Here is a 14,918-nt window from a genome sequence, read left to right on the forward strand (position 1 = left end):
GCGTTAGTCCCTCTCATCCGGCGACAGGCGACGGCGACTGAAGAATTTCAGGCCACGCCACAACAGCCAGGCAACAATAATGACGGTAAGGGTCGATATGATCGCCAGCCAGACGGGATGCTGCGCCAAGGCGTGCCAGATACGTTCCCACCATGGCAGGTGACCGACGTAGTAAACCTCACCGACGCGCAGATTATTGATACCCGATTCGCGGATGACGGAAACGGAACCAAACAGCGAGGCTCTTTTTTCGCTGTCGATCAGCGCGTTGTTGAGCAGCGTATAGCCCTGCGGGCTATCGGCCAGTAGTGCGACGACGCTACGCTGATCGTGATACGGGGACTGGAAGCCGATAATGGCTGACATCGCACCGTCACCGCTGACGGTGGTTTTGCTGTCTGGCGTCGCGTCAGATGCGGGTGAGCCCATATCTGGGATCGCGGTCTGACGTGTTGGCTGCTTGATCCAACTTTGCGTTTGCTCGACTAGCAGGTTGATTTTGCTGTTGTCGTGCAACTCTGGCGGGATAGCGCCGATCATCAGAATATCGCGGTCCTGCTTATCTATTTGCGTCCAGTCATCGCTGAGCTGCACCGCTAACGCCGGGTAGCCCGTTTGCGACCCAATGTTACCGATGGCGTTCAGCATGGCACTGACCTGAGCCGGTTGTGGCTGTTTGTTCACCAGCACCAGCGTTTGTGACAGGTCAGCCAGTCGGCTGAACGGGTAGCCCGCATTGGCAAAGGCACGCAGATCCGGCATCGCCATAAAGTGACGATAGCCAGAGAAGTTAATCGTCGAATTGCTGTCGATGACGGCGTGATTGACGACTGGCGTATAGGTTTCGCAGCGGTCGGCTGTGCCGCTGGAGAGCAGCGTGGTGTAGTTGAAATCAAAGCGCAACTGGTTGGTGGTGCCCAGTTTCAGCGCCGGAATGGACAGGCTCTTGTCGGAATCCCATAGCCCCTGCGTGAGCGGCAGGCGCATCAACAAGGAATTCTGGTCCTGCTCCGGTGCCAGCGAGAAGGCCTGTACGAACTGGTTGTTCAGGTTGATGCTCAGGCGTGAACCATCCTGAACCTGTGGCGCGGTGTAGCGATATTTCAGGCGCATATCGATGCCCTGACTGCGGATCAGGAACAGGTCGGGCGGCAGGTTCATGGTCAGCGAAATCGGCCGGGGCACGATACCGTCGGTTTGCAGCTGTTCGTTATATTGCTGGAGTTCGGCGAAGGTCATGGGGCGATCGGTGCGTACCCAGTTTGGTGCATCATACGGCTGGCGTGGGGCGAGCTGTTCGACCTTATCGATAGTGACGCTTTGCCCACGGAACAGCGGGTTCCCCTGTGCGATGCCCCGCACGGCGGTAAGCAGTTCATTGTCATCACGCCCCTGAACCAATAGCAGCTTAATATGAGGATCGTTGGGATGGCTGATGATCGATACCGTTGGTCCGTTCACGGCGGGGGCATCGCGCAGGAAATCCGGCCGCTTCTCGTTGGTCGCGAACACAATACCGTGACTATTCGGCAACTGGTTGAAGAGGGCAGGGAAAGACTGCCCGCGCCATTGTGCTTTGCTGCCAAACCACGAGGCGAGTACCGCGGCGGCACGCTGTTGCACCAGATCCGGCTGGTCGGCAAAGACGATGGGCAGCGTTAGCGGGCGGGTATCGCGGCCGTCAAAAAACGGCGCAGGGAACGGCGATAGATCGTCTTTCAGCGGCAGCTTCTGGAATTGCAGATTGAGCGCGCTGGCTTTGCTGACATCCAGCCACAGGCTGGTGCTGGCTGGGTTTTCGCAGATATTTTGATAATGGCCGACGAACACCAATTGCAGGCGGTTAAAGTCCGTGATGTAGCGCGGATCGATAGGCATGCGAACACGGTTGGATTTCCCCATCTGCTCTTTGTTAATCGTGGTGACGCCCATGAGCTCATTGTTCAGATAAACCTTGATATGTGACTCGGTGGGGATCAGCGCCGGTGACGGGGTAAATTCGAGGTCGAGCGAAGCCTGTGTGACCACTTCGTCGCTGCGAACGCCGAACTCAATCTGCCCGTCGGGATTGATACCGCGTAGCGCAAAGGTGCCCGGAGCCGGCGCGATTTGTGCAAACGGCATCACCACGTTGCGCACAGCGGCGTTGGCCGGCGGCTGCACCAGCGGAATCACAGGCATCGTCGTCGCTGGTGTTGCGGTGGCAGCATTGGCGGGCGGCTGCGTCGCACCCCCTTCGGCCGGTGTTTGTGCGTGCGGCGCGGTGACAGCCTGAGATAATGAGCTGACGCCTAAAGCCAATGCGGTGAACCAGATTATTTTTTTCGTCATCGTGTCATCATCAATGTTAAGGGTCTTTCTCGTTGTCGGGAGAAAGACCGTTGATCACGGCCTGTGAATGGCAATCAAGCCACTGTCTTTGCTGTAAACAGGTTCTCTTGTGCAAATCGCGTTTCATGGGCAGACGGCGTCTGGCCCTGATGTACGTTTTTTTCCGGCAGCGCAGCGCCCGGCGAGTCTGTTACGGGGCGTTTCCCCACATAGCGCGGGATGAATGACACAACCCACACCACGGTGTTGAGGAAGGCCAGGATAATGTTGCGTATGACGGGCGGCGCGTAATCGGCCAGACGCAGGTAGCCGCGAAAGCCGAGAGCCAGCACATCAACCAGACTTTCGACCGGTTTATCCTGCGGGAAGCTGTCTTGCCAGAGCGCCCAGGTGTCGGCGCGGGCAAACGTACACTGAATGAAATCAATATGCTGGCGAATGGTCAGGTTGGCCATGCGCAGACCAATTTTGTTGTCGAACGCGCGGGTGACGCTGAAAGGGAAGGCGTACTCCTGCTGACCGCGTTTTAGCAACAGCGAGACGTTATCCCCGACCTGAAGAATGCCTGATTCGCGGGCTTCAACGCCCACGCCACCATCGGAATAGTCGCGCAGGACACAGGGGAAAAGATGTCCATCGGCACGGAGAATAGCGGCGGACATCGACATTTCCACCCGGTGTGCCTGACGCACCTGCTTAGCTTCTACAGCAACCGCGACGGCTCCGCCTAAAATGGTCATGTTGTACATGACCCAGAGCAGGCTGATGAGCACTGTCATGATCTCTTCCGGCGGCCCGTAAATCAGTCGCCAGCCGGCATACACCACCCCGGCGATGTTCAACAGCACCAGCACTAGATAAGGCCGCGTAATCACCCAGTCGACATGCTGTTCTTCCACCAGCCCACCTTTCGCCGTCACGTTGAATTTCCCTTTATGCGGGTTAAACAAGGCCACGGTGGTGGGGCGGGCGATGTACCACGCCAGCACAGTTTCATAAATCTCACTCCAGAACGAGTGGCGGTAGCGACCCTGAATGCGTGAGTTGGTCAGGCTGGCGTGCACCATATGCGGCAACACGTAGAGCGCAATCGCCAGCGCTGGGGCGAAAATGATGTAAGCGTGCAGCAGCAGAAAGGCCAGCGGCGCCGTCAGGAAGATTAGTCGGGGAATACCAGACAGAAAGTGCATCATGGCATTGGCATAACACAGCCGCTGCCCGAGCTTCAGCCCTTTGCCGAATAGGGGGTTATCCAATCGGAAGATTTGCACCATCCCGCGCGCCCAGCGAATACGCTGCCCGATGTGGGCCGAAAGGCTTTCGGTCGCCAGTCCAGCGGCCTGCGGAATGCGGATATATGCCGAGCTGTAGCCACGACGATGCAGGCGCAGCGACGTGTGGGCATCTTCCGTTACCGTTTCGACCGCGATGCCGCCAATCTCATCCAGCGGTTTACGCCGCAGGATAGCGCAGGAACCGCAGAAGAACGTGGCATCCCACATGTCATTACCGTCCTGAACCAGACCGTAGAACAGCGTGCCTTCATTAGGCGTGCGGCGGAAGCGTCCCAGATTGCGTTCGAACGGGTCGGGCGAGAAGAAGTGGTGCGGCGTTTGTAGCATCGCCAGTTTTTTGTCTTTGAAGAACCAGCCCATGGTCAATTGCAGGAAGGAGCGGGTAGGGACGTGGTCGCAGTCGAAAATGGCGACAAACTCGCCTTCCGCCTGTTTCAGGGCGTTGTTGATGTTCCCGGCTTTGGCATGTTCGTGCGTGACGCGGGCGATGTAATGGACGCCGACTTCTTCTGCGAAGGTTTTAAATTCGGCGCGCCCGCCGTCATCCAAAATATAAATATTGATCTTATCTTTAGGCCAGTCGATGCCCAGCACGGCATACACCGTCGGTTTCACGACGCTCAGCGGCTCATTGTAGGTCGGGATCATGAGATCGACGGTTGGCCACGTTTTGCTGTCTTCCGGCAGCGAAACCGGGTGACGGTTAAGCGGCCAGATTGTCTGGAAATAACCCAGAACCAACACGACCCAGGCATAGGTTTCCGCCGCCAGCAGCAGCAGGCCGCAGATCAGGCTCAGCGGATCGTCCCAGTTCAGCGTTTCGGTGTAGCGCCACCACAGATAACGGCAGGAGACGGTGAAAGAAAGGGCGATCATCATGAGCGTCGGCATGCGTCCCGGCATGTTGCGAACGAGCATGGCGATACCCCACAGCAGCGCCATAAAAATAAACTGAGACAGCAAATCAAACGGCTGCGTGATGCACAGTAGCGCCAGCGCTGCGCACAGCAGGCTCAGTATCACTGTCACCAGCCTTTGTATGCGGCTCGTCTTGGCGGAGCCTGACTCATTGTCTTCGCGATCGTCAGTATTCGCGTGGCTAAAGCGGGCGAACAGCGCTTGCTGCGCGTTCATGTAGCGCTGCCGCCAGCGCGGCAGCGCGGAGAAGTAATTACGGCGTGATGTCGGCAACTGGCCGTTTTTGATGGTCAGCAGCCAAATCCCCTGCGTCAGATAGCGAAGAATATCGGCCGGACGCGGGCGTTGAGGCGAAATGTGTGGGAACCAGTAGGTTCGCTGCACGCGAATCTGTTGCCAGCCCTCAGACTCCAGCCGCAGGAAGAGCCAGCCGAGTATCGCAAACAGCGTGGCGAGAAATGCCGCAAAGGCGGAGGCACCCTGCTGGCGATAGCCACGGTAGCGCTGCTGTATCGCCTGTCTGGCGGGCGGAACGAGAAAGAGGCGCAGAATCCCGCTCATACGCCAATTTCCTTGACGTGAATCAGGCACCAGTTTGCCAGCGTCATGATCTCTTCCGCTGCTACGCTATCTGGGCGGCATTCGCCCAGCGGCTGTTTCAGCATCAGCGATTCTGCCAAAGCCTCGTCACGGTGTACCACCAGCGGCAGCAGGTGTGACAGCGTGTGCAGCCAGAGCTGGTGTAAATCCTGCTGGAGCGTGCTGAGAGTAGAAAATTGATTAACCAGAAAATGGCACTGACGTGGCAACGCCTGCTGATGTAAGCGTGAATGGCAGTTGGCATCCGCCACCACCACCTGAAAAACGGTATTCGCGGTGGCTAACGCCTGTCGCGTGAGCGGGCTGTTGTCCGCCGGTACATCGATCAGTATCCAGCGATGACGACCCGCCGAGTTGAGCTGCGCCAGATTGTTTTGCCAGAGTGCGGGGTGCTGGTGGTAATGCTGTTGAAGCGTCGCGACTTCCTGCGCGTTCAGGCGACCAAATGGCAGAAAATCCAGTCCGGGGAGATACTGCATGGCACCGGTCTGCCACGGCGCGCCGTCGGCTTCGGCCCGCGCCCAGCCGCGGCGTTGTTCAAACGGCATATTAAAGTTAATGCGTAGCAAATTGTCCGGCGAAAAATCAATCACCAGCGCGGATTCGCCCAGGCGTTGGAAGGCCCATCCCAGTGCAGCGGCGATCGAAGTGGTGCCTACGCCTCCGCGAATTCCCTGCAATGCAATTACGGGCATCGTCAGTCGCTCCCAGCCGGTTCTTTTAATTCGTCGAGCAGCGGCCAGCGAGCCATCATTTGTCTGAGACGCGCCTGACGAGCGATATCGATATAGTTTATTTCAGGTAAAGAAAACGCCTGACTGAGAACTCGTAGATCGTCATCGGTTCTTGCATTTTCGGTAAAATTGGCGCGAGTGCTGGTATCTATACGAGCCGTTTCGTTATTCATCCCATGCCTCTGAAATAGGCTATCCACTATCATTGAGAAAGAAGAACATCTGAATGGCAGATGAGGTGCTTCTTTTTGCACCCATAACAGGCAGTCTGGCAGATGAAAGGTTACGCCTCTGCTGCCTTTAATCAGGAGTAAGGTGTGCCAATTAACTATAGCAATGAATTTATGATTGCAATGTGAATAGCCAAAAATAGTAATGAGCTGATTTATCAAAGGATAGGAATAATTCATGGCGGACAGTTGTGATCCCGCAAGGGGCTGCTAGAGTTTATTTTGACTGGTGGATTGCCGCCATTAACGAAAAAGAAATCAGTCTATGAAGCAGAACTTTTCATTAGGTATTCGTCACCTTTGGGATGAGCTGGCTACGCTCCAGCAGGCTGGCTTTTATTGGGTTAATGTTGACCGACAAGTTGATGCCGCATTATTTTGCCAACAAGTCATGCACAGCCAAAATAACGATGCGAGAGTGGCGTTAATCGGCTGTGGAGAACGATCTGATGCGCTACTGACAGCGTTATTTACTGCCGAAAAAAATCCTGCCGCTTGCTATTCACTTCCAGAAAATAAAGCCGCGTTGCTGAATTTAACCGATGATTTAATGCGTGCATTGCGCCCCAAAAACCGTCTATTGGTGCTTTATGCTCCGGCCAGCCTGTGGCGGGATATTTCGCCGGAAAGGCTCCAGCGTTGGGTGGATGATACGGCGGCATGGCTGCATCAACGCCAGTGTACGCTGGTGGTTATTAGCCACAGCAGCGGCGTCACCCGCTTGAGGAATATGCTGATTTCTCAACATCGCGGGCTCTACGGTTTGTCTAGCCTGCAATGGCAACAGGATCGCGCGCAGTATCTGGTGTCATGGTGGGCAACGGAAAGAGGCGTACGGGCGAATAAGGTGCAGATGCTGCAATCCGACAGTGACGGGTGGCACATGCTGAAGGAAGAGGAGCTAACCCTCACGCCGTCTCTGGATGATGATGGGCTGTTCCTGATGGAAAAGAGCGTGATGGAAGGCGCGCCTGCGCTGTCAGAAAACTGGCAACTACTCGACGACAACGCCATTTTGGTACAAACCGGCATGCTGACGAACTCGGCTACCCTCGTTTTTGCGCTCAATCAGACCAGTCAGGTGGATACGCTTGCCAAGCAGGTGCATAGCCTGCGCCGTCAGCGTGGTGAATTGCTGAAGATTGTGGTGCGGGAAATGAAGCCTTGCCTGCGCGCCAGCGACGAGCGTCTGTTATTGGCATGCGGCGCGAATAGTATTGTCTCCCATGCCGAGCCGCTATCCCGTTTTCTGGCGCGGATTGAAAGCGTGCAGGGGCAGCGCTTTACCAAGCATGTTCCTGTCGATGTCGAGGTCTTGCTAACCACCATGCGACCGTTGCAAATTAAGGGTTACCAGCTTCCAGAGACATTTCGGCAGTCTGTCAAGATGTTGATTGATAGCACGCTAATGCCGGAAGGCAGCAAAGGGGTACTGGTTGCATTGCGCCCCGTGCCAGGAGTACGGGCGGCACAGGCGTTGACACAGTGCACGCTGCGACGTTTTGGCGATGTCGTCACGATCGCACAGGGCCGCCTGTTTTTGTTCCTGTCCAATTGCCGTCTGAATGAGCTGGATATCGCGTTGAAATCCATCTTCCGCCTGCCGGTGGATGAAATGTTCAGTAATCGAATTGTGTGGTCACAAGATTTACAAATTCTGGCGGAGATCAAATCGTTGGTGCAGGACAGCACCTCTGGGCAGGAACAGCAGATTAATGATTATGCTCAATTGCAGCAGACTGAGTCTGCACCGCGCAGCCAGACGCCACGGCGCGAGCCTATTGCTATTAGTTTACTAGAACCCGATTTACTGAAACCCGACTCACTGGCTCGCGTACCGGGAGAACCGTCGTGATGAACCTGATTGATATCGTTCAACTGGTGCTATTAAGCGCGGTCATCTTCTTCACACTTGGCTATTTGGCGCACCGTGTGATTCCCCACTGGCTTCAGTATTGGAAAAATAGGCTATTGTCGCCGCGCTACCTGAAGCCTGCGCGTGTCTGGATGCGTAGTGCTTCTTCAACAAAGACGGTCTCAATCCAGCCGACTTCAGCAGAGACTAAAAAATAAAATGGACGACAAATCACGTAAGCAGCAACCGCATACGCAACAACAGCAGAATATATGGCGCTACTGGCGTGGGCTCGGTGCCTGGAATGTGTATTTCCTGCTGAAATTTGCCCTGTTATGGTTTGGCTACCTGAATTTTCATCCGCTGCTTAATCTGGTGTTTCTGGCGTTTTTGCTGTTCCCGATTCCCAACGTTACGCTGCACCGCTGGCGTCATATTATCGCCATCCCGCTCGGTATCGGGCTGTTTTACCACGATACCTGGCTGCCGGGCATCAACAGTATTCTCAGTCAGGGGTCACAGGTTGCGGGCTTTAGCGCCGCCTATTTGCTGGAGCTGTTCAATCGCTTTATTAACTGGCAAATGGTTGGGGCGGCGGCGGTCATTATCGTGGCCTATCTGTTCTTCGCGCAGTGGATTCGTATTACGGTGTTTACCGTAGCGGCGCTGGCGTGGTTAAACATCGTCAATCTGGCAGGCTCGGCGGTATCGCTGATGCCAGCGATATCAACGGCATCAACATCGTCAGCGGCGTCGTCCCCAACGGGCGGAGACGCTGCGTTACCCGAGGCCACCTTACCGCCAACGAACGCGAACCTGACGGCTTATCTGGACCAGTTTTATACACGAGAAAAAGCACGAACCACGGCATTCCCGGCTACATTGCCGCAGGATGCGCAGCCTTTTGACCTGCTGATTATCAATATCTGTTCGCTGTCATGGTCGGATCTGGAAGTGGCGCAGTTGGAAAACCATCCGCTGTGGAAGAAGTTCGATATCCTGTTCCGTGAGTTTAACTCTGCCACTGCGTATAGCGGGCCTGCATCCATTCGCCTGCTGCGCGCAAGCTGCGGCCAGCAGTCCCACACCGATTTGTATCAGCCAGTGAACCAGCAGTGTTACCTGTTCAGTAATCTGGTGAAGCTGGGCTTTGAAGAGCAACTGATGCTCGACCATTCCGGCGTCTTTGGGAATTACCTGCGTGAGGTGCGTGAAGAGGGTGATATTCAGATCCCGATGCTGTCGCAGGAGGGCATCAGTCACCAGATTACGTCGTTCGACGGCGAGCCAATTTATAACGATCTGGAGCTGTTAAATCGCTGGTTGGGCGAACGGGGTAAAGCGATGACGACGCGTAACGCGACCTTCTTTAACCTGATTCCACTCCATGACGGTAACCGCTTTGTGGGTACGAACCAGTCGGCAGACTATGCACCACGCGCGAAAACGCTGTTTGACCAACTGGATACGTTTTTTGATGAGTTGCAAAAATCCGGCCGCAAAGTCATGGTGATTGTGGTGCCGGAGCACGGCGCGGCGCTGGCTGGGGATAAAATGCAAATGTCCGGGCTGCGCGATATTCCTAGCCCGAGTATCACGCATATTCCGGTCGGTGTGAAACTGTTTGGCCTACAGGCGCCGCATCAGGGCGACGCGCTGGAGATTACGTCTCCGAGCAGCTATCTGGCGATTTCAGAACTGGTGGCTCGGATGGTGGACGGCAAGGTGTTCACCGCGCCTTCTGTTGACTGGCAAACGCTGACGAACGCACTGCCGCAAACGGAAGCGATCTCGGAAAATGAGAACGCTATCGTGATGCAATATCAGGGAAAACCTTACATTCGCCTGAACGGCGGAGACTGGGTGCCTTACCCACAATAATGTCATCCCATCATGTTATCGGGCAGGCGAGAATCCTGCCCGATTCCCTTGTCTGTTCCCCGAATGACCGCGCTAGCTTATGCAGGGGATATCCCCTATTCTGAGGCCGCGTTACCGCTGTTGCCAAAGGTAGCCTAGGATTAAGATGAAATCCCCCGAACATCAGCAGAAAACAGCGTTAAGGCGGCGATAAGCTGCCTTATACTATTTGCCGCGTGTAAATCGCGTTGCTGGGTGTAACGCGTGCGCATTTTTCGCGTTGTGTATTGCTCACCTGTTTGTGGTTTGGTGAGCCAGGTATTCAGGTCTGCATAAAAGGTTGACGGAGAAAGCGCTTGCGGCTCAGACGTTCATTAACGATTAAACAGATGACAGCCGTGTCAGCCGTGGCACTGGTGACGATCAGTCTGTTTATCGTCATACAGCTCTTTCACTTCGTTCATCAGCGCCGTGAAGATTATGCCAAGCAGTTGGAGAGCATCGCGTATTCCGTGCGCCAACCGCTGACGGATGCGGTGTTACAAGGGGAAGTGCAGCGGGCGGGCAATATTCTGGATAGCCTATTACCGGTTGCTTTTCTGAGCCGGGCAGATGTGCTGCTGCCGGATGATTTCCAGACGCTACACGCGAATTTCCCGAAAGAGCGTCCGGTGCCAGACTGGATCGCACGGGTCTTTAAGCTGCCTATCCGCATCTCTATTCCGCTCTATTCCCCGCCGCAGACGCAGTATTCGGCTCCGCTGGCGCATCTGGTGTTGCAGGCGGATTCCTACCGGATGTATCAATTTATCGTCAGCACCTTTTCAACCATGCTGGCGACGTATCTGCTGCTGGCGCTGATTATGTCGATCGCCATTACCTGGTGCATTAACCGCCTGCTGATACACCCACTGCGTGGGATTATTGTCGAGTTACAGAATCTACCGCCGGACGACATGCTCCACCGTCAACTTACGCTGCCGCCCTGGCATCAGGACGATGAGCTGGGCGCGCTGGTACGCAGCTATAACCGCAATCAACAACTGCTGGCGCAGTCGCTTTCTGCCGGAACGGAAGGGGCTGGGCTGTCGGACAAAGCGCACTTCATGCGACGCCTTGAACAGCGTCTGGCCGATGCCACACCGTTCAGTCTGCTGGTTTTCGGGCTTGATTCGTCCGCCAGCAAGCAGGGCAAGGTAGACATGCTGGCGAAGCAGCTCAGCGCGGCGATTGAAGAACAGAACGAGGCAGAGCTCATCTATCTGGCGCGTCTCGACTGTGATGAGTTCGCTATCATCGGGAAACCGCTGCAATCCGCCGGACAGGCGCAAGATTGGGCGCAAAACGTGATGTTGGCGATTAATTCACCCTTTTTGCCTGCGGGCTCCCAGCCGGCGCGGGCTGTCAGCGTGGGTATCCTCACCATTACCGACCCTCGACCCGAGGAGGCGGCGCTGCTTTTATCACAGGCACGTTTTGCTATGCAGCTGGCACGGCGTGATAAAAAATGCGGAATTCATCAATTCACGGTGCCTTCCTGAGTATTCATAGGTAACGTAAATGTTACTTTTTATATATAGGTTTCCTGAAAGGCGCATTCCCCGTATGGCGGGGGTTTGAGGGCTTTTTAACGCCACTCTTCTGCCGAAAAAACGTGCATCTGTTACAAGTAAATTGCACTGATGTTTCTTTATAATTCCTGCTGACGTGATTCAGCTCTTGTTTTTAACCTGTCGTTCACAAACTAAACTTATAAAACATTCTCAGCTTGTTATTGCAATGTTACTTTTCGGCGCAATCACAGGCGGCATTTTCGTACCCTATTCCCCTCCTGTGTTTTCCCCACCATAGGACGTATGTATGAAAACATCAATTTTTAAAAGTCTTTATTTTCAAGTTCTTGCCGCCATTACAATAGGGATACTGTTGGGGCATTTCTACCCCCAACTTGGCGAGCAAATGAAGCCGCTGGGCGATGGGTTTGTTAAATTAATTAAAATGATTATTGCACCGGTTATCTTCTGTACGGTAGTAACTGGTATCGCAGGCATGGAAAGTATGAAGTCGGTCGTACTGGTGCAGTCGCCCTGCTGTATTTTGAAATCGTGAGTACGATTGCGCTGATTATCGGCCTGGTCGTGGTCAACGTGGTGCAACCTGGTGTGGGCATGAACATCGATCCAAGTACGCTTGATGCGTCTGCGGTGGCGGTTTATACCCAACAGGCTTCGCAACAGGGTCTGATTCCATTCCTGATGGACGTGATTCCAGCGAGTGTGGTCGGTGCGTTTGCCAGCGGTAATATCTTGCAGGTTCTGCTGTTTGCTGTGATGTTCGGCTTTGCGCTGCACCGCTTAGGGCCAAAAGGCAAGGTGATTTTCGATGTGATCGACAGCTTCTCCAAGGTCATTTTCGGCGTCATTAACATGATCATGAAACTGGCTCCGCTGGGTGCGTTCGGTGCAATGGCCTTCACCATCGGTAAATATGGTGTCGGTACGCTGATACAATTGGGACAGCTGATCGCCTGCTTCTACATCACCTGTGTGCTGTTCGTGTTCCTGGTGCTGGGTAGTATTGCCAGAGCGACGGGCTTCAGCATCTTCAAATTCATCCGCTACATCCGTGAAGAACTGCTGATCGTACTGGGCACATCCTCTTCTGAATCCGTGCTGCCACGTATGCTGGAGAAGATGGAGAAGGTCGGTTGTAAAAAATCGGTCGTGGGTCTGGTGATTCCTACTGGCTACTCGTTCAACCTGGATGGCACCTCCATCTATCTGACGATGGCGGCGGTATTTATCGCTCAGGCGACCAACAGCCACATGGATATCTGGCATCAGATTACCCTGCTGGTGGTGCTGTTGCTGTCCTCTAAAGGCGCAGCGGGCGTGACGGGAAGTGGATTCATCGTGCTGGCGGCAACGCTGTCTGCCGTGGGCCACCTGCCTGTTGCTGGCTTGGCGTTGATTCTGGGTATTGACCGTTTCATGTCAGAAGCCCGTGCGTTGACCAACCTGATTGGTAACGGTGTGGCGACCATCGTGGTCGCGAAATACTGCCGCGAGCTGGATGAGAAGAAACTGGATGCTGAGCTGTCTGGCACCAACAAGAACGATAACGCAGCTACACCAACTGCGCAGTCATAATTCCAACGTGTAGTCATCGTTCCGGTATCGTTTTCTAAATCAGTTCCCCACGGCGCTAACGCCCGTGGGGAATTTTTTTGTCTGCCAACACGTCGAACCAAACTGTTTCCCTTCCTTTTCTTACCCGCCATTAAACGTAAAAATATTGTTAAATATGACTATTTTTACCTTTTTTGCAGATTATTTCGTCTTCTGGAGTGACATAGACAAAAGCGCGCGGTCTAAGGGAATGGTACACTTCGCGTCTTCAATTTTTTCCGTGATATATCCACGAGAGTGTGCGGTGGCAGACGCAAGGCCACCATAATGATCAACAATAACCACATTATTATGTTGGATAGCTATTAGTAGGGGTTCACATGCAGGGCACCAAAAAGGCGCTTTTCGTTGGTGGTTTGTTGCTGGCCGTGGTCAGCAGCGGCGTGCAGGCTGAAGCACTACAGCCCGATCCTGCCTGGCAGCAGGGTAAACTTGATAATGGTTTTACCTGGCAGTTATTAACCACGCCACAGCGCCCCGGCGATCGGGTTGAGCTGCGTCTGGTTGTTAATGCTGGGTCGCTGCTGGAAAACGCGCAGCAGGTAGGCTTTGCCCATTTTCTTCCCCGTCTGGCCTTAGCGCCCGGCGATAAGCTGTCTGCCGCCCAGCGGCCTTCTATGTGGATGCGGGATGCTAACAGCTCACGCGTCCTGCCTCCGGTCATTGTCTCGTATGACTTCACATCGTATAACCTGAGTTTGCCGAATAATCGCCCTGAACTGCTGAAGGAAGCGCTGACGTGGCTTTCGGAAAGCGCAGGGCAGATGACGTTCGATGAAAAAAGCCTACAGGCTGCGTTGAAGGTGCCCGATCAGGTGGCAACCTTTCCGGTTAACCCACAAGATCCGAGCTGGCGCTATCGCCTGAAAGGCTCACCCCTGCTGGCGCACGATCCTGCTCAGGACGTCAAACCGCCGTTGAATGGCGAGCAGCTCCAGCAGTTTTATAAAACCTGGTATACGCCAGATGCGATGACGCTCTACATCGTCGGTCATGTAGATAACCGCAGCGTGATCGAGCAGATCGGGAAAGTCTTCTCCCTGCTGGAAGGGAAACGTGAAGCGCCAGCGCCGTTGCCGACATTAAGCCCGCTACCGCCGCAGGCGATCAGCCTGATGAATAACAACGTCCAGCAGGATACGCTGTCGCTGATGTGGGATGCCCCGTGGCACCCGATTCGTGAATCGCAGGCGTTGGTTCGCTACTGGCTGGGCGATATGACGCGGGAGGCGATGTTCTGGCACCTACAGCAGGTGCTGGAGAAGAGCTCGCTGAAGAGCAATAACCTCCGCTTCGACTGCAATGTGTTTTATACCCGTTCTCAGTGTGCGATTCATATGGATGTACCGAATAGCGACGGTGTTGAACCGGGCGTGACGTTTATGGCACGTGAGCTGGCGACGCTGCGTGAAAAAGGGCTGACACAGCAAGAGTTTGATGCACTGATTGCGCGCAAGACGGACGAGCTGAACAAGCTGTTTGCGACCTATGCGCGTACCAGCACGGACATCCTGATGGATCAGCGGCTGCGCTCTCAGCAGAATGGCGTCGTAGATATTTCTCCCGAGCAGTATCAGAAACTGCGCCAGACCTATTTGTCCGCGTTGACGCTCGATATGCTGAATCAGGAACTGCACCAGCAGCTGGTACAGGATACAACGCTGATGTTGATCCAACAGCCCGGTGAACCGGAAGCGAATATGAAGGCGTTGCAAGAAGCGTATAACCGGATTATGACGCCGGTGGCCGAACCGGTTGCCCGCGCTGGGGCAGCGGCATCTGAAGGCGCAGTTTCCGAAGAAACAAAACCGCAGGAAACGGCGCCCACCGCACAGTAAGTCATTAATCAGTAAATCTTTAATCAGCAAATAGTAAAGGCCGCGATTGCGGCCTTTACTATTACCACG

General features: G+C 54.5%; 9 protein-coding genes and 1 pseudogene. 6 read left to right on the plus strand and 4 right to left on the minus strand.

Going from position 1 to position 14,918, the window contains the following annotated elements:
• Positions 1-3 precede the first annotated feature (3 nt).
• The 4 genes from bcsB to JFY74_20365 form a co-directional block, all read right to left on the minus strand.
• Positions 4-2,331, minus strand: coding sequence for a cellulose biosynthesis cyclic di-GMP-binding regulatory protein BcsB (gene bcsB / locus JFY74_20350; protein ID QQG28358.1), 2,328 nt, complete (start codon positions 2,329-2,331; stop codon positions 4-6).
• 74 nt (positions 2,332-2,405) lie between these two features.
• Positions 2,406-5,105, minus strand: a complete 2,700-nt coding sequence (bcsA, locus tag JFY74_20355; GenBank protein QQG28359.1) for a UDP-forming cellulose synthase catalytic subunit — start codon at positions 5,103-5,105, stop codon at positions 2,406-2,408.
• Entirely contained in the window at positions 5,102-5,839 is a 738-nt protein-coding gene (gene yhjQ, locus JFY74_20360; GenBank protein ID QQG28360.1) for a cellulose synthase operon protein YhjQ, read from the minus strand. Before yhjQ ends, bcsA begins: the two co-directional genes overlap by 4 nt.
• Before the next feature lie 2 nt (positions 5,840-5,841).
• Positions 5,842-6,051, minus strand: coding sequence for a hypothetical protein (locus tag JFY74_20365; protein ID QQG28361.1), 210 nt, complete (start codon positions 6,049-6,051; stop codon positions 5,842-5,844).
• A gap of 322 nt (positions 6,052-6,373) precedes the next feature.
• On the opposite strand from JFY74_20365, the gene bcsE reads away from it, so the two are divergent.
• The 6 genes and pseudogenes from bcsE (at position 6,374) to JFY74_20395 (ending at position 14,849) form a co-directional block, all read left to right on the plus strand.
• Entirely contained in the window at positions 6,374-7,963 is a 1,590-nt protein-coding gene (gene bcsE / locus JFY74_20370) for a cellulose biosynthesis protein BcsE (GenBank protein QQG28362.1), read from the plus strand.
• Entirely contained in the window at positions 7,963-8,181 is a 219-nt protein-coding gene (gene bcsF, locus JFY74_20375; GenBank protein QQG30598.1) for a cellulose biosynthesis protein BcsF, read from the plus strand. Before bcsE ends, bcsF begins: the two co-directional genes overlap by 1 nt.
• 1 nt (position 8,182) lies before the next feature.
• Entirely contained in the window at positions 8,183-9,844 is a 1,662-nt protein-coding gene (gene bcsG, locus JFY74_20380) for a cellulose biosynthesis protein BcsG (protein ID QQG28363.1), read from the plus strand.
• A 368-nt stretch (positions 9,845-10,212) separates the two neighbouring features.
• Positions 10,213-11,364 (plus strand): diguanylate cyclase, encoded by a 1,152-nt coding sequence (locus tag JFY74_20385; protein QQG28364.1) that lies wholly within the window; start codon positions 10,213-10,215, stop codon positions 11,362-11,364.
• A 319-nt stretch (positions 11,365-11,683) separates the two neighbouring features.
• A pseudogene (locus JFY74_20390) lies at positions 11,684-12,972 on the plus strand (dicarboxylate/amino acid:cation symporter).
• Between the two features lie 359 nt (positions 12,973-13,331).
• A complete protein-coding gene (locus JFY74_20395; GenBank protein ID QQG28365.1) occupies positions 13,332-14,849 on the plus strand; it encodes an insulinase family protein in 1,518 nt (505 codons plus the stop codon).
• Positions 14,850-14,918: the final 69 nt, after the last annotated feature.

Source organism: Pectobacterium carotovorum (assembly GCA_016415585.1).
In the GTDB taxonomy this organism is placed as follows: domain Bacteria; phylum Pseudomonadota; class Gammaproteobacteria; order Enterobacterales; family Enterobacteriaceae; genus Pectobacterium; species Pectobacterium carotovorum_K.

What these genes read in the sequence shown, in the direction of transcription:
- JFY74_20365 (QQG28361.1), bottom strand. Translation starts at nt 6,051, where the DNA reads ATGAATAACGAAACGGCTCGTATAGATACCAGCACTCGCGCCAATTTT.
- bcsA (QQG28359.1), bottom strand. Translation starts at nt 5,105, where the DNA reads ATGAGCGGGATTCTGCGCCTCTTTCTCGTTCCGCCCGCCAGACAGGCG.
- JFY74_20385 (QQG28364.1), top strand. Translation starts at nt 10,213, where the DNA reads ATGACAGCCGTGTCAGCCGTGGCACTGGTGACGATCAGTCTGTTTATC.
- bcsG (QQG28363.1), top strand. Translation starts at nt 8,183, where the DNA reads ATGGACGACAAATCACGTAAGCAGCAACCGCATACGCAACAACAGCAG.
- JFY74_20395 (QQG28365.1), top strand. Translation starts at nt 13,332, where the DNA reads ATGCAGGGCACCAAAAAGGCGCTTTTCGTTGGTGGTTTGTTGCTGGCC.
- bcsF (QQG30598.1), top strand. Translation starts at nt 7,963, where the DNA reads ATGAACCTGATTGATATCGTTCAACTGGTGCTATTAAGCGCGGTCATC.
- bcsB (QQG28358.1), bottom strand. Translation starts at nt 2,331, where the DNA reads ATGACGAAAAAAATAATCTGGTTCACCGCATTGGCTTTAGGCGTCAGC.
- yhjQ (QQG28360.1), bottom strand. Translation starts at nt 5,839, where the DNA reads ATGCCCGTAATTGCATTGCAGGGAATTCGCGGAGGCGTAGGCACCACT.
- bcsE (QQG28362.1), top strand. Translation starts at nt 6,374, where the DNA reads ATGAAGCAGAACTTTTCATTAGGTATTCGTCACCTTTGGGATGAGCTG.